An 18288-nucleotide genomic window follows, 5' to 3' on the forward strand; every position below is an offset into this window, starting at 1 on the left:
CGGCACCGAATCGCAGTGCCTGGCCGACACGAGCGAAGGAGCGGACATGTATCCCGAGGACCTGAAGTACACCAGTGAGCACGAGTGGGTGCGGACCCCCGGCCACGTCGCTGACTCGGTACGGATCGGGATCACCGACTACGCCCAGGACGCTCTCGGAGACATCGTCTACGTGTCCCTGCCCGAGGTCGGCCAGAGCGTGGACGCCGGCGGTGCCTGCGGGGAGCTCGAGTCCACCAAGTCGGTGAGCGACGTCTACGCACCGATCGCGGGCGAGGTCGTGGCCCGCAACGAAGCACTGGAGGCGACCCCCGAACTGGTCAACTCCGACCCCTATGGCGAAGGCTGGCTCTTCGAGCTGCGGCCCGCCGACCCCGCGAGCGTGGCGGCCCTTCTGGATGCGGCCGGCTACCAGGCCACATTGGACTGAGCGGGTGGCTGCGGCGATAGCCGAGGGACTGATAGGTTCGACCTGACCCTCAACCTGCAGTTGAGGGAGCGGCCGCAACCAGACATCGGCAACCAGAAATCGGCGGAGGGAAGAAGATGCCGTTCTGCACTTCCTGCGGGAGACGCAATCCCGACGACGCACGGTTCTGTGCCCAGTGCGGCACGGCCCTCCTCGATACTGCGACCGAGTCCACCGCCACCATCACCTTCGCCGGCACCGATGCACGAGTGACCACCAGTGACCGCGAACTGGCCCCTGTGGACGCGGCGGCCGTGGATGCGCTGCCGGCCGGACACGCCCTGCTGGTGGTGCAGCGAGGTCCCGGAGCCGGGAGCAGGTTCCTGCTGAACTCCGACGTGGTCACCGCGGGCCGGCATCCGGAGAGCGAGATCTTCCTCGACGACGTCACCGTCTCCCGCAAGCATGTGGAGTTCCACCGCACCCCCGAGGGGTTCCGGGTCAAGGACGTCGGCAGTCTCAACGGCACCTATGTGAACCGTGACCGGATCGAGGAAGTGGCGCTGATCGACGGCGACGAGGTGCAGATCGGCAAGTATCGGCTGGTCTTCTTCGCCAGCCACGTGAGCGGCTGATGTCGTCGGCTGTTCCGTCCTCTCAGCCGAGGATGAACATCGGCCAGGTGCTGGAGCACCTGCGTCCGGACTTCCCGGGTGTGACCATCCCGAAGATCCGCTTCCTCGAGGACAAGGGCCTGATCAAGCCGGAGCGTACGCCGGCCGGCTATCGCAAGTTCTCCGACGCAGACGTGCACCGCCTCCGGTTCGTGCTGACCATGCAGCGCGACCACTACCTCCCGCTGAAGGTGATCGGCGAACACCTCGACGCGATCGATCGGGGCCTGGAGCCGCCGCCGATCGAGTCCGTGGTACCCACCGTGCCCACCGTGGCACTGTCCGTCGACGGCACCCCGAGTGCCGAATCGTTCAGGAGACGCAGCGACCTGCGCCTGTCCCGCAAGGAGTTGGTCAAGGTCGCCGAGATCTCCGAGGACATGCTCAGCCAGCTGGAGCAGTTCGGGCTGGTGTCCCCGCGGCCGGGCACGCAGCAGTACGACAGCGACGCTCTGCTCATCGCGCGCACCGCCGCCGAGCTGAGCGTCTTCGGCTTCGAGCCCCGGCACCTGCGCGCCTTCAAGGCCGCGGCCGACCGGGAGGTCGGTCTCGTCGAGCAGGTGGTGGCACCGATGGCTCGTGGCCGCGACACCGCGGCCCGGGCGCGGGCCGACGACGCGATCGCTGAGATCGCTGCGCTCTCGGTGCGGCTGCACGCGACCTTGGTGAAGGCCGGCCTTCGCCGGCACTGAGCGTTCGGCCAACCGGATCAGCGGTAGGCTTGGCGTGTGCGCGAGGTAGACGTGATGGGTGTCCGGGTCGAGATGCCCTCGAACCAGCCCATCGTGCTGCTGCGTGAGGTCGCTGGGGACCGCTACCTGCCGATCTGGATCGGGGCCGTGGAGGCCACCGCCATCGCCTTCGCACAGCAGGGCGTGGTGCCGCCACGCCCACTGACGCACGATCTGATGAAGAGCCTCCTCGACGCCACGGGGGACGGGCTCGCCGAGGTTCGCATCGTGGAGATGAAGGACGGGATCTTCTTCGCCACGCTGGTGCTCCGGTCGGGAGCCGAGATCTCCGCACGGCCCTCGGACTCGATCGCCCTGGCGTTGCGGACCGGCACCAAGATCGTCTGCGCGGAGGACGTGCTGGACACGGCCGGGCTGGCTGTGCCGGCCGAGCAGGACGACGAGGTCGAGCGGTTCCGCGAGTTCCTGGACCACGTCACCCCCGAGGATTTCGAGACCGATCAACCCTGACCCTCCAGATGAACTTTAGGGTTGCGACACACCGCGTGGCGCGTTGACCCGGGGATGGTCGGGGGCCTACCTTGAACTGTCGCGGCTGTAACTCCACCAGTGTGTTCTGGTGGGTCTGCAGTCCCACTGACCAGCAGGAGGACGGACGTGCCAGTCAACGAGAACGGCCAGGAGCCGGTCGACGCCGCAGTCGACCAGGCTGCGGAGCTCGCCTCCGAGCAGGGGCTGCTCTTCACCGACGACGTGTCGCCGCTGCCCAGTGACGCGGGCTACCGCGGACCCACTGCCTGCAACGCTGCCGGCATCACCTACCGCCAGCTCGACTACTGGGCCCGTACCGGCCTGGTTGAGCCCACCGTCCGGGGTGCCCGCGGCTCCGGTTCGCAGCGGTTGTACTCCTTCCGGGACATCCTCCTGCTCAAGGTCATCAAGCGACTCCTGGACGCCGGCATCTCCTTGCAGCAGATCCGCACCGCAGTGCAGCACCTGCACGAGCGCGGCACCGACGACCTGACCCAGGTGACGCTGATGAGCGACGGCGCGTCGGTCTACGAGTGCACCAGCAACGACGAGGTCATCGACCTGCTCAACGGCGGCCAGGGTGTGTTCGGCATCGCCATCGGCGGCGTATGGCGCGAGATCGAGGGCACCCTCGCAGAGTTGCCCAGCGAACGCACCGAGAGCGCTGCCGAGCTCGCCGCCAGCGACGAGCTCGCTGCGCGTCGCGCTGCCCGCCAGATCAGCTGAGGCTGCTAGAATTCTGCTGCTGACACGCTGCGCGGGAGAGACTCTCGACGAGCGCCGAAGGGGCAATTCCTCCCCGGAACCTCTCAGGCACCAGGGACCGCGCGGGCCAGGCAACTCTGAAGTGACACCGTCATGACAGAGGGGGAGGCGTCCTGACCGACACCGCCCCTGGAGCCTGAACGTGACCCTGTCCCCGCAGCAGTCCGCCCCCTTCGCCGCCCGCCACATCGGCCCGGATCAGGACGCCGTCGCGACGATGCTCGCCGCGATCGGCCATGACTCGCTCGACTCCTTGATGGCGGCGGCCGTGCCAGCATCCATCCGGGCGAAGGCACCACTGAACCTGCCGCCGGCCACCGACGAGATCCGAACCGCTCGCCGGCTGCGGGAGCTCGCGGCCCAGAACGGGGTGGCCGAGCCGATGATCGGGCTGGGCTACCACGCGTGCGTGACTCCAGCGGTGATCCGCCGCAACGTGCTGGAGGATCCCAGCTGGTACACGGCGTACACGCCCTATCAGCCGGAGATCTCCCAGGGGCGACTCGAAGCGCTGCTGAACTTCCAGACCATGGTCGGCGACCTCACCGGCCTGCCCATCTCCAACTCCAGCCTCCTCGACGAGGGCACCGCGGCAGCCGAGGCGATGACCCTGGTGCGGCGCGCCAACCGCAAGGCGGAAGGCCCGTTCGTGGTCGATGCCGACGCGCTCCCGCAAACCATCGACGTGGTGCGCACCCGCGCCGAGGCGATGGGGATCGACGTGGTCGTCGCCGATCTGACCGCCGGACTCCCCGACGGTGACCTGTGCGGCGTCCTCATCCAGTACCCCGGCGCCTCCGGCCAGATCCTCGACCCGCGGCCGCTCATCGAGGCCGCCCATCAGCGCAACGCCCTGGCGGTTCTCGCCGCAGACCTGCTCGCCCTCACCCTGCTGGAGTCACCCGGCGCCCTGGGCGCCGACGTGGTGGTCGGGTCCTCGCAGCGCTTCGGTGTGCCGCTGTTCTACGGCGGCCCGCATGCCGGGTTCATGGCCGTGAGCAAGGGCCTGGAGCGGCACCTGCCCGGTCGCCTGGTCGGTGTCTCCGTGGACGCCGAGGGCCGCCCTGCCTACCGGCTGGCGCTGCAGACCCGGGAACAGCACATCCGTCGCGACAAGGCGACGTCCAACATCTGCACCGCCCAGGTGCTGCTGGCCGTGGTGGCGTCGATGTACGCCGTCTATCACGGCCCGGACGGACTCCGCGGGATCGCCACCCGGATCCACCGCCAGGCCGCCGGGATCGCGGCGGCGCTGCGCGACGGCGGCGTCGAGGTGGTGCACGACGCCTTCTTCGACACCGTCCTGGTGAAGGTGCCGGGCCGTGCCGAGGAGATCGCCGGCGCAGCCCACGACGCCGGCCTGCACCTGCGAAGGGTCGACGCCGACCACATCGGCATCAGCGTCGGAGAGACCGCTGACGACGAGGTGACCGCAGCAGTCCTCAAGGCGTTCGGGATCAGCGAAGGCCCGCGAGCGACGCACAGCCGCATTCCCGCTGAGCTGGCGCGGGTCACCGATTTCCTCAGCCACGAGGTCTTCCACAGCCACCGCAGCGAAACGGCGATGCTGCGCTACCTGCGGCGGCTCTCGGCGCGTGACTACGCCCTCGACCGCGGAATGATCCCGCTCGGCTCCTGCACGATGAAGCTCAACGCCACGACCGAGATGGAGCCGGTCAGCCTGCCCGGATTCGCCGACCTGCACCCGTTCGCGCCCGCCGAGGACGTGGCGGGCTACCGACGTCTGGTCGAGGACCTGGAGAGCTGGCTGGCCGAGATCACCGGCTACGACGAGGTCTCCATCCAGCCCAATGCCGGCTCCCAGGGTGAGTTGGCCGGGCTGCTGGCCATCCGCGGCTACCACCTGGCCAACGGCGATCACCACCGTGACGTCTGCCTGATCCCGTCCTCGGCGCACGGCACCAACGCCGCGTCGGCGGTGATGGCAGGCATGAGGGTGGTCGTCGTCGCGGCGACCGAGGACGGCTCCGTGGACCTGGGCGACCTGCGGGCGAAGGTCGAGGAGCACTCCGACGAGCTGGCCGCGATCATGGTCACCTATCCCTCCACCCACGGCGTCTACGAGCACGGGATCACCGAGCTCTGCGACCTGGTCCACGCCCACGGTGGGCAGGTGTACGTCGACGGAGCCAACCTGAACGCGCTGGTCGGGCACGCACGGCCGGGCGACTTCGGCGGCGATGTGTCGCATCTGAACCTGCACAAGACCTTCTGTATCCCGCACGGTGGCGGTGGTCCCGGCGTCGGCCCGGTCGCCGTCCGCGCCCACCTGGCGGAGTTCCTGCCCAGTCACGCGTTCCACCCCGAGCAGCAGAAGCGGTCCGGGATCGGCCCGATCAGTGCGGCCCCCTACGGATCAGCCGGCATCCTGCCCATCTCGTGGGCCTACATCGCGATGATGGGCGCCGAGGGCCTGACCCGTGCCACGTCGGTGGCAGTGCTGGCCGCCAACTACATCGCGCAGCGTCTGGACGAGCACTTCCCGGTCCTCTACCGGGGTGAGAACGGGCTGGTGGCCCACGAGTGCATCCTGGACCTGCGCGGTCTGACCAAGGAGACCGGTGTCACCGTCGACGATGTCGCCAAGCGGCTCATCGACTACGGCTTCCATGCCCCCACCATGTCCTTCCCGGTCGCCGGCACGCTGATGGTCGAGCCGACCGAGTCCGAGGACCTCGCAGAGATCGACCGGTTCATCGAGGCGATGGTCGCGATCCGGGCCGAGATCGACCGGGTCGGGGCAGGGGAGTGGACCGCTGAGGGGTCTCCGCTGCGTGGGGCTCCGCACACCAGCCGGGCACTGGTGGGGGAGTGGGACCGCGCCTACACCCGGGAGGAAGCCGTTTTCCCGACCGGCATCGACCCGGACAAGTACTGGCCGCCGGTGGCCAGGATCGACCAGGCCTACGGGGACCGCAACCTGGTCTGTTCGTGCCCGTCGCCGGAGGCGTTCGCCTGAGATGACCGATTCCGTCGCCCCGGCCACGGCCCGCCACCTGCTCACCCGGTTGGCGCGGGTCCAGCGCGACGGCCGACTGCCCTCGGTGGTCGCCGGCGTGGTCCGCGACGGACAGTTGGTCTGGTGCCAGGGGCGCGGCGATGTGCCCGGCCCCGTCGAGAACACCCAGTACCGGATCGGGTCGATCACCAAGACAGTCACCGCGGTCCTGGTGCTGCAACTGGTGGAGGAGGGTCTGGTCGGACTGGATCAGGCCATCGGCACGCTGATCGACGGGGTCCCGCACGGCGAGCGCACGGTGCGTCAGCTGCTCTGCCATGACGCGGGCCTGCCTGCCGAGCCGGCGGGGGCGTGGTGGGAGCGTTCCCCAGGCACCGACTTCGCCACGCTGATCGCCGCGAACCGCGACGTGCAGGCCGCGCAGTCTCCGGGGGAGCAGTTCCACTACTCCAACCTGGGCTACGCGATGCTCGGCGAACTGGTCTCCAGACTCCGCGACCAGACGTGGTCCGACGCTGCCTGGCACCGGGTGCTCGAGCCGTTGGGGATGGAACGCACCGGGTCGCAGCCCTCCGGGCCGTACGCCGACGGCTTCAGCGTCCACCCGTACGCCGGAACGCTGACGCGTGAGCCGGCCACCGACACCGGGGCGATGGCACCGGCCGGACAACTGTGGAGCACGGTCGCCGACCTGACCCGCTGGGCGGACTTCATGATCCGTGGACACCGCTGGGTGCTGCCGGTCGAGGCGCTCGACCGGGCCATGGCACCACGCTCGGGCACCGGGGCCAGCGGCCTGACTCAGGCACACGCGCTGGGGTTCCAGTTGCATGCGGGCGGTTCGGGGACCATCGTCGGCCACTCCGGTTCGATGCCGGGGTTCATGGCCGGCTGCTTCGTCGACCGGAGGCGCGGGACCGGAGTGGTGCTGCTCAGCAACGGCACCACCGGGCTGGCCTCAGCCGGGACGGCGATCGGGTTGCTCGATGACCTCGAACGACACGAGCCCAGCATTGGCCCCGACTGGCAGCCCAACCTGGGGGTGCCGGGTGCCTTCGCCGACCTGCTCGGCGTGTGGCACTGGGGCAACACGGCGCACACCTTCGAACTCGAGGGCTCGCAGCTGGTGGTCCGATTGCGTGGCGAGGTCGTCTACCGGTATGTCGCCGACGGCGACGGGATCGTCGGCGCGGCCGGCTACCAGCGCGGGGAGCGGCTTCGGGTGGTCCGGAACGAGGACGGCACCATCAACCACCTGGACCTGGGCACCTTCGTGTTCACCCGGATCCCGTACGACCCGAGGGCGCCGATCCCGGGCGGCCCGCCGTCGTCCTGAGCTGCCTCACTGTGCCTGCGAGACACTCGACATGTTGAAGTCCGGCACCCGCAGTGCCGGGGTCGCGGTGCGGGGGAAGTAGTCGCCCCACTCGCGGCTGAAACTGGGTGCGGTGGTGCCGGCGGCGCTGAAGCGCTGCAGCAGGTCGATCGGGCTCTCGTTGAACCGGAAGTTGTTCACCGCGCCGGTGACCTCCCCGTTCTCGACGAGATAGACGCCGTCGCGGGTCAGCCCGGTGAGCAGCAGCGACTGCGGGTCGACTTCCCGGATGTACCACAGACTCGTCACCAGCAGGCCGCGCTCGACGTCGGCCACCAGGTCGTCGACGCTGCCGGAGCCGCCGTCGACCTCGAGCACGAGATTGTCGATGCCGGGTGTGGTCGGCTGTCCGGTCAGCGCCGAGGTGTGCCTGGTCTGCATCAGCGCGGACAGGACGCCGTCGCGGATCCAGTCGGTGCGGGCCAACGGCAGACCGTTGTCGAACACCGAACCCGTCACCGAGGACGAGGGTGCGATCACGAACGGCGCTGCCTGGAGCCCGGGGTACGCCGGGTCGGAGAAGACCTGCACCTGCGGACTGACGATCCGTTCGGAGATGCGGGTGCCGCCGCCACGTCGGCTGTAGACCGACTGTCCCTCGTGGGCCACCCGGGCGGCACTGTTCCAGTAGGCGTAGATGAGGAGGTCGGCCACCGATGACGGGGGCAGCACGGTGTCGTAGCGGCCGGCCGGCAGTGCCACGGTGCGCGCGGCCCAGCCGAGGCGACGAGCGAGGGTCTGGTCGAGGCCGGCGGCGTCGAGGGCGGAGAAGTCGCGTCCCGAGCCGCCCAACCATGCGCTGCTGGCCAGATCGGAGGTCTTGGCGGTGCATCCCCAGTGGCCGGTCGGCTGCACGTGACGCAGCCGCAGCCCGGCACTGGAGCCGAGGTAGCTGGTGGTGACCTCGTGGTCGATGAAGCCGTAGAGGACCCGGCCACCGGCTCGGGCCTGGCCGAAGGACTCGCCCAGGCCTACGGCGATGTCGGCGTAGACCCCGATCCCGGTCTCCTCGGGGGGCAGCGCCCAGTCGGCCGCGGCAACGCCGGCCACCAGTTCGGCCGCATCCTCGGCGAACTCGGCCGATCGTGCCGCCGCGTCGGCTGCCTCCGTCAGTGCGGTGGCCTGGGCCAGGGAGGTCGCGGTCCCGGTCACCGATCCGACCCGGACACCGGCTGCCTCGACCGCGAAGGCGATCACGGTCAGGACCTGGGCGCGCATCTCGCCGTTGGTGGTCAGGGTGTTGTTGGCCCAGCGCAGGTTGGCGCTGGTGCTGCTCTGGGCGATGGCGACCGAATGGTGACTGGTGCTGGTGGCCAGCACGTGCTCGACGAGTTGCTGCGGCGTCGGCGTCGTGGTCATCACTGGCCTCCCTCGTCGGCAGTGTTGAGGACACGGACCTGGCGGAACAGGGCGCTGGGACAGCCGTGGCTGACCGCAGCCACCTGGCCAGGTTGCGCCTTGCCGCAGTTGAACGCGCCGCCCAACTCCCACGTCTGCGGTCCGCCGACGGCCTCCATGGATCCCCAGAAGTCCGTGGTGGTGGCCTGGTAGGCGACATCGCGCAACTGCCCGTCGAGTTCGCCGTCCCGGATCGCATAGAAGCGTTGGCCGGTGAACTGGAAGTTGTAGCGCTGCATGTCGATGGACCAGGACCGGTCGCCGACGATGTAGATGCCTCGCTCCACCTGGGAGATCAGTCCCGAGGTGTCCGGGCCGTCGGGGTCGGCCTTCAGGGAGACGTTGGCCATCCGCTGGATCGGCACGTGTCCGGGTGAATCGGCGTACGCACACCCGTTGGAACGACCTCCATTGAGTTCCGGCTTCATCGCCGCCATCGGCCGGTCCAGCTGATAGCCCACCAGCACGCCGTCGGTGACGATGTCCCACTCCTGGGTCTGCACGCCCTCGTCGTCGTAGCCGATGGTGGCCAGGCCGTGGTCGATCGTGCGGTCGCCGGTCACGTTCATCACCTCCGACCCGTAGCGCAGTGACCCGAGGTTGTCGTAGGTGGCGAACGAGGTGCCCGCATAGTTCGCCTCATAGCCCAGTGCCCGGTCCAGTTCGGTGGCGTGGCCGATCGACTCGTGGATGGTGAGCCACAGGTTGGACGGGTGGATGACGAGGTCGTAGTGGCCCGCGTCCACACTCGGCGCCTGCAGCTTCTCCGCCAGCAGGTCGGGCACCTCGGCGAGCTCGCGATCGAAGTCCCAGCCGGTCCCGGTCAGATACTCCCAACCGCGGCCCACCGGCGGAGCCACCGAGCGCATCGAGTCGAAGGCTCCGGTGTCGGAGTTTGTGCCCATCGCCTCGAAGCGCGGTTGGAGCCGGATCCGTTGCTGGGTGGTGCGGGTGCCCGCGAGGTCGGCGTAGTACTTGTTCTCCTGGACCTGCATCAGGTCGGCGGTGGCGTGCTGGACCACGGGGTGCGCGCTCAGCCGGTGGGTCCAGTCGATGAGCAGGGCGACCTTCTCGGCCATCGGTACGTCCAGGGGGTTCACCTGGTACGCCGACACCCAGGACACGTCGTCGTGGACGGGCTCGGGCGCCAACTCGACCGGAGTGGTGGTCATCCGGGCGGCCACCTCGGCCACGGCCACCGCCGCCTCGGCGACTCGGGCCGCTTCGGCCTCGGTGAGCACCGGACTGGAGGCGAAGCCCCAGGCTCCGCGATGCACGACGCGCACGGCGAAACCGAGCTCCTCGGCATCGGCGGCGCCGGTGAGGGCACCGTCGCGGACCGCGAGGTTCTGGGTGCGGATCCGTTCGAAACGGAAGTCGGCGTGGGAGACACCGAGGTCGGCGGCGCGCTGTAGCGCGATGTCGCCCAACCTGCGGTATCCGAGAGTGGTGAACGAGGGGTCAACGGTCACAGGGGCGAACCTAGCCCACGGACACAAGCCAACGTCGAGCCGCTCCGGCCTTTGCTGATCTGCACCTGGGTGGGGATCCGGTCCCGCATCTCCGCCACGTGGCTGACCACGCCGACCACCCGGCCACCGTCGCGCAGGGTGTCCAGGGTGTCCATCACGTCGTCCAACGTGTCCGCGTCCAGGGAACCGAAGCCCTCATCGACGAAGAGGGTGCCGATCTCGACCCCGCCGGTCTCGTGGCTGACCACGTCGGTGAGTCCCAGCGCCAGGGCCAGGGAGACCACGAACAGTTCGCCACCCGAGAGTGTCATCGGCTCCCGGGAGAGGCCGGACCACTCGTCGACCACTCGCAGCGACAGGCCACCGCGGGACTCCCGGGCACCGCGCGTCGTACTGTGCTGGAGCGAGTAGCGTCCGTCGGACATGCGCCGCAGCCTGAGGTTGGCTGCGTCCACGACCTGGCCCAGGCGCCAGGCCAGCACGTAGGCCGACAGGCGCATCTGCCAGGTGTTGTCGGCTCCCTTGCCCTCCGCCAGTGCAGCGACCCTCTGGCTGACCGCCCACTGCGCCAGCAGGGGCTCCCACCTCCGGAGTTCGTCGGCGAGTTCCGCGGCCAGTTCAGTCAGCCGGCGGGACCGGTCCTCGGCGGTCCGCCGGGCCGCGTCGGCGGCGGCATGATCTGCTTCGGCCAGGGCGACGGCCTCGTCATGGGCCGTCAGGTCGGGGGCCGGTTGTGCTGCCGCCGTGAGCAGGGCGGGATCGTCCACGACCGAGGTGACCGCGGCGAGCCGGCGGTCGTGCTCGCGGACCTGTGCCAGCCAGGCTGCCCGGGTCTCGTCGGGGAGCAGGGCGGCCCGCGCCGCTGCGACGTCGGTGAAGCCCGAGGCGGTCACGGCGTCATCGACATCGCCTCGGGCCGCGTCGAGGTCCTGCACCGAGCGGTCCCAGCCTCGGGCGGCAGTGAGAGCCCGCTGCAGCAGGTCGGCGGCCGCCGTTGCCTGGGCCAGCTCATCGGCCGGGTCGCCGTCGGTACCCAACAGAGCGACGATCTGAGCGGTGGCCTCAGCGACTCGCCGGGTGAGGGCAGTCCGGTCCTCGGTGAGGCGGGCCAGGTCGGCGTGGAGGCTGCCGACCTCGGCCTGCAGGGTGGTCGCCTGCTCCAAGGCGTGGTGGAGTCGTTCGAGCCTGGGGGTGGCGTCGGCGGCCAGTGCGGTGGCGTCGGCCAGCTGGGCGACGAGGTCGTCGTAGGCCCGGGCGACCTGGTCGTGGGGCTCCTCACCGGCCGTGCTGGCCGCGACCGAGATCGCGTGCTCATGGGCGGCCAGGGTGTCCCGTGCCGCCGTGCGGGTGAGCTCGGCATCGTCGATCCGGCGCCGTAGCGCTTTCTCGTCGCCGGCGTCGGTGTCTGCGACGTCGGCCGCCGGCTGGGGGTGTTCGCAGGAGCCGCAGACCGGGCAGGCGCCGCCGACGACCAGGTGACCGGCCAGCTCGGTGGCCGCGGTGGCCAGCCGCCGGACGCGCAGGGCCTCCCATTCCTCGCGCAGCCGGTCGTGGGCGATGCTCGCCTCGTCGAGGACGGCCGTCAGCTCAGCGTGCCGCTGGCGCAACTCGACCAGTTCGGCCTGCGCGGACAGGCGTGTCTGCAGTCTGTCGCGCTCCGTGGTCAGGGTCGCCAGTTGGGCCGTGGCGTGCTGGGCTGCCGCGACCTCGGCGCGGGCCGACGCGACCTGATCCGGAAGGGTGGCCAGCGTGGCCTCCGCGGCGGCCAGCGCAGTGCTGGTCCGCTCCAGGTCAGCGTCCACGGAAGCGAGGGTGGCCAGATCCTGATCGCGACGCTCGCTGACGGGGAGGAGGCCGTGCAACGCGTTCACGCGCGCCACGGCGGCGGCTGCTGCCTCGTCGATCTCGTCGGTGACCGCGGTTGCGCAGAGCCCCGCCTCGACCGCCGCCGTGGTCAGGGCCGATCGATCGTGCTGCTCGCGGGCGGACGTCCGGTCGAGAAGCCGGAGCGAGGCAGCCACCGGCTGCGCCCGTTCGGCCTCGAGGAGGCGCTCACGCACCTGATCGATCTGGTCGGCGGCCGCCTCGAGGTCGGCCAGGTCGCGCAGCGCCGTAGCGTGCCGCAGTTGTCGCTCGCTGAGCTCACGAGCGGTCGCCAGCTCGGACCGCGCCTCAGTGAGGACCGCGTGAGCACGTCCGGCCTCCTCGCCGACGCGCGCGGTGGTGGTGGCCGCCGCCTCCTCCAGTGCGGCGAGCCAGTCGCGCACCTCGTCGGCGCTCTCGACCTCCACGGGCGGCTCAGCCATCGTCTCGGAGACTCGGGCGACCAGGTTCTGGATCCGCTGCCGGGCCAGGTCCGCCTCCCTCCGTAACGTGGTGCGGTGGTCGCGGAGCCAGCCCTCGACCCGTTCGAACCGTCGGGTGCGGAACAGGGTGGCCAGCAACGCCTGTCGCTCGTCCGGCCCGGAGCTGAGGAAGTCCTGGAAGCGGCCCTGCGGCAACAGCGCCACCTGGGTGAACTGGGTCCGGGTCATGCCGAGCAGTTCGGTGATCAGGTGGCCGGCCTCGTCGAGCCGCGAGGTCAGGTGGACCTGCTCGCCCGCCACCAGTTCGTGCACCACGGCCTTGGCGTGCTCGGTGGTGGTGCCGGTGCCGCGCTTCTTGGGACGGTCCCAGGCGGGGGAGCGGGTGAAGGTGAACCGCCGATCCCCGATGCTCAGGTCCAGTTCGACTCGCGGGGCACGCCCGATCGGCGCCAGCTGGCAGCGCAGGCTCCTGGCGGCACCGCGGTCGCCGGGCACATCTCCGTAGAGCGCGAAGCAGACGGCGTCCAGGACGCTCGTCTTCCCGGCGCCGGTCGGACCGCTGAGCAGGAACAACCCGGCGTCGCTCAACTCGTCGAAGTCGACCTCGACCGTGTCCGCGAAGGGTCCGAAGGCGGTGATCTCGAGGCGATGGAGCCGCATCAGGCCACCACCTCGGCCGGGTCCAGGTCGCGGTCCTCACAGCACGCCTCCACGGCGTCGCGCAGCAGCGCCGACTCGGCGGCATCTGCGGGGGCGCCACGCACGGCCTCCACGAAGGCGAGCGCCACCTCGTGGTCGCTGCGGCCCGTCACCGGTGCCGTCATTGGAGCCGTGCCGGGCCCGGAGTGTGGAGCGAACGTGAGCACCAGCGCATGTGGGAACCGGCGACGGAGTCGTTCCATCGCCTCCGCGGGACGGATGTCGTCGGTGAGCGTGGCCTGGACCCAGGCACCCTCGTCGGCGGTGTACGCCGGGTCGGCGAGCAGTGCCTCGAGGGTCCCGGAGAGGCGGGCCAGCCGGCGTGGCACCGGCGCCTCCACGAACTCGGTCGCCGCCACCCCCTCGGCGCCCAGGTCGACGAGCCAGGAGCCCTTGGTGTGGCCGGCCTCGGAGAACGAGTAGGCCAGCGGCGACCCGGAGTAGCGAACCGTCTCGGTCAGCACGTGCGCGCCGTGCAGGTGTCCGAGCGCGGTGTAGTCGACCCCGTCGAACACCGACGTGGGGACCAGGCTGACCCCACCGACACTGATGTCGCGCTCGGAGTCCGACGGCACCGGCGCGGCGGCACCCCCGACGAACGCATGCGCGAGCACCACCGACCTGGCTCCGGGGCGGGAGGCGAGGTCGGCGCGAACCCGCCGCATCGCCTCCTCCAGGGCCGCCTGGTGGGAGCGTTCGGGCAGCTCCCAGGCACGGTGCACGGCCTCGGGATCCAGGTAGGGCAGGCCGTGCACGGCGACCTCGCCGTGCTCATCGCCCAGCAGCACCGGCGTGCCCACCGACGCCGCCCGGGTGCGCAGGTGTACCCCGGCCCGGTCGATGAGGTCGGCCCCGAATCCGAGCCGCTGCGCCGAGTCATGGTTGCCCGAGGTGACCACCACCTTCGCCCGGCTGGCCGCCAGCCGGGCGAGTGCCTCATTGGCCAGGTGGACGGCGTCGACCGGCGGCAGCGCGCGGTCGTAGATGTCGCCGGAGACCACCACCAGATCAACGGACTCGGAGTCGACGACCTCGATCAGATGGTCGACGAAGGCAGCCTGATGACCGAGCAGTCCTTCCCGGTGGAAGGAGCGGCCCAGATGCCAGTCGGAGGTGTGCAGGATCCTCACGACATCGAACCTAGAGGGGACCTCCGACAGTTGGGTTCGTGCCACGCCGCAGGGGGCCGAGATGGGGTGTTAGGGCCGCCATTTGAGCGAGCAACCCATGCTGGGTCGATGAGGCTCCGGCACCGGCTGCCCGGCCAGCACGCGAGTGATCGCGGACCGCAGTTCCTCGCCGGTGACCGGCAGACCGTTGCCGGGGGTGGACGCATCCATCGCCCCGCGGTACGCCAAGGAACCCGCGGCGTCGTACAGGAAGAAGTCCGGCGTGCAGGCGGCACCGAACGCTCGCGCCACCTGCTGGGAGCGGTCGAGCAGGTACGGGAAGTCCCAGCCGGCTCGGGTGGCCTGGTCGCGCATGCCCGGCAGGTCGTCGTCGGGGTAGGCGTCGGTGTCGTTGGCGCAGATGGCCACCACGGCCAGGCCCGGTGAGTCCGCCACCACGGCGGCGAGCCCCGCCTCCACGTGCTTCACGTACGGGCAGTGGTTGCAGACGAACGCGACCAGCAGCGTCTGCCCGGCGAACTCGGAACTGTCGACGGTGCGGCCCTCGAGATCGGGCAGCGCGAAGTGGGGGAGGGCAGTGCCCAGGGGGACCATTTCGGATTCCACGGCCATCCGCCCAGCGTACGCAGTGCGGCTCAGCGAGAACCGAGCAGCCTGAGCCGGCGACGCCGACGCAGTTCGTCGGCCAGATCCGTGAGCCGTCGCTGCACCGATGGTTCCAGGACGTGGGCGTCGAGGAGCTCCTCGGTCGCCGCCAGCGTGGCGGAGTCGAGGTGCCCCAGCGGGAAGAAGGCGGCGGCGACGTCGGGCAGCATCCAGCCCTCGTAGTGCTCGTGCAGCCGGCGTACGTCGGAGAAGTAGCGGGTCAGGTAGGCGTCGGTGAACTCGGACTGATCGGCGTTCCAGAAGCCGGCACCGATCGCGGTCACCTGGTGGTTCGCTGCGGTCCGTTCCCCGGTCAGGTGACTCCAGGCCCAGGCCTTGGCGTCGGCCGCGGGGAGGGCTGCCCGGCAGCGACCGAACTCGATCCGGGCCACCGTGGTCGGCTCGGCGTCGAGATGCTCGGTCAGCTCGGTCACGTCGGTGTCCCCGAGGGCCGCGAGCCGGTGCAGGACCCGCCACCGCAGGTCGGTGTCGAGGATCAGCCCTTCGGGCACCGACCCCTGCAGCCAACCGCGCAGCACGAGCGGATCCGTCGTACACCGGATCTGACCCTGGAACGCGGCGAGCCGGGTGCTCGAGCGCGGAGCCGCCGACTCCACCCGCGCGGCACAGGCGCCGGCGAGGTCGTCGAACAGTGAGCGCCGGTCGTCCAGCAGTGGGGCTACCACCTCGCAGGCCCACGGGACCAGCGTGCCCAGGCCGTCGTCGTCCTCCCGCGGAATGCCCGCGATCAGCAGCGCCCGGAGCTCCGCCGGCGTCACGGCGGCGTTGTGGGCGGCCGAGCGTACGGAGTTCCAGATCCCGGCTCGCACCCGCGGGTCGGTGGTGCCGGCGAGCAGGGTGGGCAGGGTCCGGCGGGTCCGGTCGTCCAGCAGAGTCACCGCCCAGGTGTCCTCGAAGCAGTCCACCACCACCGCGGCGTCGGCGGGGATGTCGAGCAGGGCCGTCCGATCGCCCTCGGTGGAGACCTCACGCACCTCCCACGTGACCGGCGGGGTCGCCGGGGGAGTGGCCACGGCCAGCCTCAGGGTGTGCGCCCGGTCCGCCGGGAGCCCGTCGGGCTGGCTGCGCAGCAGCGTCGGCCCGGCCCTGTCGACGGAGAGGGTGTCGGCGCCGGCCCGGCGGAGCCAGTGGTCAGTGAAGGCGGCCAGGTCGATACGGGTGCCGGCCCGGTCCGCGGCCCGCTGCCAGCAGCCGACCAGGTCGGCCATGGTGGCGTTGCCGAACGTGGCTCGCTCGAAATGGTCGACCACCCCGGCCAGGAACACGTCGTCGCCGAGCCGGGTGTTGAGCTGCTTGAGGATGCTGGAGCCCTTGACGTAGGAGATGCCGTCGAAGTCCTGCAGTGCCAGTCGCGCGTCGGTCGCCCCGTTGCCGGCCACCGGGTGGGTGGTCGGACGCTGATCGGTGACCAGGCCCCACTGTCGACGCGCCCAGGCGTGATGGGTCCAGGCGTCGCCGTACTCGGTGACGTCGGCGGTGACCCGGTTGCCGAGGTACTCGGCGAAGGACTCGTTCAGCCACAGGTCGTCCCACCAACGTGGCGTGGTGAGGTTGCCGAACCACTGGTGGGCCATCTCGTGGGCGACCGTGGTGGCTCGCTTGATCCGGGTGCCGCGGGTGACGGCACTGGTGTAGATCATCTGGTCCCGGAAGGTCACACAGCCCGGGTTCTCCATCGCCCCCGCGTTGAAGTCGGGCACGAACGCCTGGTGGTACTTCCCGAACGGGTAGCGGATCCCGAACAGCCGATGGAACTCGTCGAAGCACTGCCGGGTGAGGGTGAGCAGTTCGTCGGCCTCGGCCTCCAGGGCGGAGGCGAGGCTGGCCCGGGCACTGAGCCCGAGCGGGATCCCGTCGTGGTGATCGGAGATCAGGTGGTAGGGCCCGGCCACCAGGGTGACGAAGTAGGTGGACAGCGGCGCGGAGGCCTCGAACTCCCAACGTCCAGGCTCCACCTGCTCACCGGCGGCGTTGCCGATCACTGTCCAGTCCACCGGAGCGGTGACGTGGAAGGTGTACGGCGCCTTCAGGTCGGGCTGGTCGAAACAGGCGAAGACGCTGGGGGCGGCGTCCATGAACGACATCCCGTAGACGTAGCGACGTCCGTCCGCCGGGTCGGTGTGGTGGTGCAGTCCCTCGCCGTCGGTGCGGAACCGCATGGTGGCATCGACGGTGAGGTGGTTGTCCCCGGCGAGCGTGTCCAACCGGATACGGCCGTTCACCAGCGCTTCCTCGGACAAGGCGGCGTCGTTGAAGCGCATCTCGTGCAGCCGCACCGGGTCGACCTCACAGAAGGTCGGGCCGCCGGTGCTGGCGAAGGTGATCCGGGTGACGGAGCGGAAGGTCTCCGGATCGCCGGCCAGGTCCAGGGTGACGTCGTACGACGTGACGTCGAGTTGGGCGGCGCGGGCCTGGGCCTCGGTGTGGGTGAGGCTTGGCCGCGACGTCATCGGGAGATGCTGATGATGTCGATGGGGGTGGCCGGTGCGCCGCCACCAGCCGGGTGCGACCCGTCGTCACCTTCTGCGGCGACCTCCTGGATGAGGTCGACTCCCGCGGTGTCGAAGGTGCCGAAGACGGTGTAGTCCGGGGACAGCTGGGTGTCGGAGAAGACGAAGAAGAACTGTGAGCCGTTGGTGTCCGCACCGCTGTTGGCCATCGCCAGAGTGCCGGCGGGGTACGTCTCGGTCCCGGCCAACTCGTCGGCGTACCGGTAGCCGGGTCCTCCCATGCCGGTCCCGGTCGGGTCGCCGCACTGCAGGATCCCGAACGTCGGGAAGGTGGTGATCCGCGGGCACGGGGTGTCGTCGTAGAAGCCCTGCTCGGCCAAGGAGAGGAAGGAGTTGACGGTGCACGGGGTGCCGTCGGCATCGAGTGTGAGGGTGAAGTCGCCGAGGCTGGTCGAGATCGCGACCTCGACGTCACCGCTCTCGGTCGGTTCACCCGGCGGCAATGTGGCGGCCCGGGCGGCTTGACCGGATTCGGTGTAGACGCAGGTGGCGTCGGCGGCGGGCTCGGTGGGCTCGGTGGGCGGCGACGTCTCGACCACGTCGTCGGTGGCCGTGGCCTCGGGTTCGTCGGTGTCGGCCTGGGTGCATCCGGTGAGGATCAACAGCAGGGCGGCGGGCAGGACGGCGGCGGCTCGAAGCGACATGGGGTGCATCGTAGTGCCGCGGTGGTGAGGTGGAGGT

General features: G+C 70.3%; 14 protein-coding genes and 1 riboswitch. Of the genes, 7 read left to right on the forward strand and 7 right to left on the reverse strand.

What is annotated here, in order from left to right:
- Positions 1–46: 46 nt before the first annotated feature.
- From gcvH to JKG67_RS01275, 7 genes are all read left to right on the forward strand, one after another.
- Positions 47–430, forward strand: a complete 384-nt coding sequence (gene gcvH, locus JKG67_RS01245) for a glycine cleavage system protein GcvH (protein ID WP_203335434.1) — start codon at positions 47–49, stop codon at positions 428–430.
- A gap of 116 nt (positions 431–546) precedes the next feature.
- Complete coding sequence (locus tag JKG67_RS01250) at positions 547–1044, forward strand: zinc-ribbon and FHA domain-containing protein (RefSeq protein WP_203335435.1); 498 nt, start codon at positions 547–549, stop codon at positions 1042–1044.
- 32 nt (positions 1045–1076) lie between these two features.
- Entirely contained in the window at positions 1077–1775 is a 699-nt protein-coding gene (gene ftsR, locus JKG67_RS01255; protein ID WP_238997772.1) for a transcriptional regulator FtsR, read from the forward strand.
- Positions 1776–1811: 36 nt separating this feature from the next.
- The gene (locus tag JKG67_RS01260) at positions 1812–2285 is read left to right on the forward strand and encodes a bifunctional nuclease family protein (protein WP_203335437.1); all 474 of its coding nucleotides are present in this window, start codon (positions 1812–1814) and stop codon (positions 2283–2285) included.
- A gap of 147 nt (positions 2286–2432) precedes the next feature.
- Positions 2433–3032, forward strand: a complete 600-nt coding sequence (locus JKG67_RS01265; RefSeq protein WP_203335438.1) for a MerR family transcriptional regulator — start codon at positions 2433–2435, stop codon at positions 3030–3032.
- Positions 3033–3054: 22 nt separating this feature from the next.
- Positions 3055–3142: riboswitch (glycine riboswitch) on the forward strand.
- Positions 3143–3213: 71 nt separating this feature from the next.
- Complete coding sequence (gene gcvP / locus JKG67_RS01270; RefSeq protein WP_372442029.1) at positions 3214–6051, forward strand: aminomethyl-transferring glycine dehydrogenase; 2838 nt, start codon at positions 3214–3216, stop codon at positions 6049–6051.
- A 1-nt stretch (position 6052) separates the two neighbouring features.
- Positions 6053–7387, forward strand: a complete 1335-nt coding sequence (locus JKG67_RS01275) for a serine hydrolase domain-containing protein (RefSeq protein ID WP_203335439.1) — start codon at positions 6053–6055, stop codon at positions 7385–7387.
- A 6-nt stretch (positions 7388–7393) separates the two neighbouring features.
- Here JKG67_RS01275 and JKG67_RS01280 read toward each other — a convergent pair whose 3' ends face one another.
- From JKG67_RS01280 to JKG67_RS01310, 7 genes are all read right to left on the reverse strand, one after another.
- A complete protein-coding gene (locus JKG67_RS01280) occupies positions 7394–8785 on the reverse strand; it encodes a metallopeptidase TldD-related protein (RefSeq protein ID WP_203335440.1) in 1392 nt (463 codons plus the stop codon).
- Positions 8785–10296: a TldD/PmbA family protein gene (locus JKG67_RS01285; protein ID WP_203335441.1), complete on the reverse strand. Its 1512-nt coding sequence runs from the start codon at positions 10294–10296 to the stop codon at positions 8785–8787. The genes JKG67_RS01280 and JKG67_RS01285 overlap by 1 nt, the downstream gene beginning before the upstream one ends.
- Complete coding sequence (locus tag JKG67_RS01290) at positions 10293–13262, reverse strand: AAA family ATPase (RefSeq protein ID WP_203335442.1); 2970 nt, start codon at positions 13260–13262, stop codon at positions 10293–10295. Before JKG67_RS01290 ends, JKG67_RS01285 begins: the two co-directional genes overlap by 4 nt.
- Positions 13262–14431: an exonuclease SbcCD subunit D gene (locus JKG67_RS01295; RefSeq protein ID WP_203335443.1), complete on the reverse strand. Its 1170-nt coding sequence runs from the start codon at positions 14429–14431 to the stop codon at positions 13262–13264. The genes JKG67_RS01290 and JKG67_RS01295 overlap by 1 nt, the downstream gene beginning before the upstream one ends.
- A gap of 69 nt (positions 14432–14500) precedes the next feature.
- Positions 14501–15043: a thioredoxin family protein gene (locus JKG67_RS01300; protein ID WP_203335444.1), complete on the reverse strand. Its 543-nt coding sequence runs from the start codon at positions 15041–15043 to the stop codon at positions 14501–14503.
- Between the two features lie 23 nt (positions 15044–15066).
- Positions 15067–17547, reverse strand: a complete 2481-nt coding sequence (gene pepN, locus JKG67_RS01305) for an aminopeptidase N (RefSeq protein ID WP_203335445.1) — start codon at positions 17545–17547, stop codon at positions 15067–15069.
- The gene (locus tag JKG67_RS01310; protein WP_203335446.1) at positions 17544–18251 is read right to left on the reverse strand and encodes a peptidylprolyl isomerase; all 708 of its coding nucleotides are present in this window, start codon (positions 18249–18251) and stop codon (positions 17544–17546) included. The genes pepN and JKG67_RS01310 overlap by 4 nt, the downstream gene beginning before the upstream one ends.
- Between the last annotated feature and the right edge of the window lie 37 nt (positions 18252–18288).

The sequence above is a fragment of the Nocardioides limicola genome, assembly GCF_016827675.1.
GTDB lineage: Bacteria > Actinomycetota > Actinomycetes > Propionibacteriales > Nocardioidaceae > Nocardioides > Nocardioides limicola.

Coding starts and splice junctions, on each gene's coding strand:
- gcvH (WP_203335434.1), top strand. CDS start 47: ATGTATCCCGAGGACCTGAAGTACACCAGTGAGCACGAGTGGGTGCGG.
- JKG67_RS01250 (WP_203335435.1), top strand. CDS start 547: ATGCCGTTCTGCACTTCCTGCGGGAGACGCAATCCCGACGACGCACGG.
- ftsR (WP_238997772.1), top strand. CDS start 1,077: ATGAACATCGGCCAGGTGCTGGAGCACCTGCGTCCGGACTTCCCGGGT.
- JKG67_RS01275 (WP_203335439.1), top strand. CDS start 6,053: ATGACCGATTCCGTCGCCCCGGCCACGGCCCGCCACCTGCTCACCCGG.
- JKG67_RS01280 (WP_203335440.1), bottom strand. CDS start 8,785: ATGACCACGACGCCGACGCCGCAGCAACTCGTCGAGCACGTGCTGGCC.
- JKG67_RS01290 (WP_203335442.1), bottom strand. CDS start 13,262: ATGCGGCTCCATCGCCTCGAGATCACCGCCTTCGGACCCTTCGCGGAC.
- JKG67_RS01300 (WP_203335444.1), bottom strand. CDS start 15,043: ATGGCCGTGGAATCCGAAATGGTCCCCCTGGGCACTGCCCTCCCCCAC.
- pepN (WP_203335445.1), bottom strand. CDS start 17,547: ATGACGTCGCGGCCAAGCCTCACCCACACCGAGGCCCAGGCCCGCGCC.
- JKG67_RS01310 (WP_203335446.1), bottom strand. CDS start 18,251: ATGTCGCTTCGAGCCGCCGCCGTCCTGCCCGCCGCCCTGCTGTTGATC.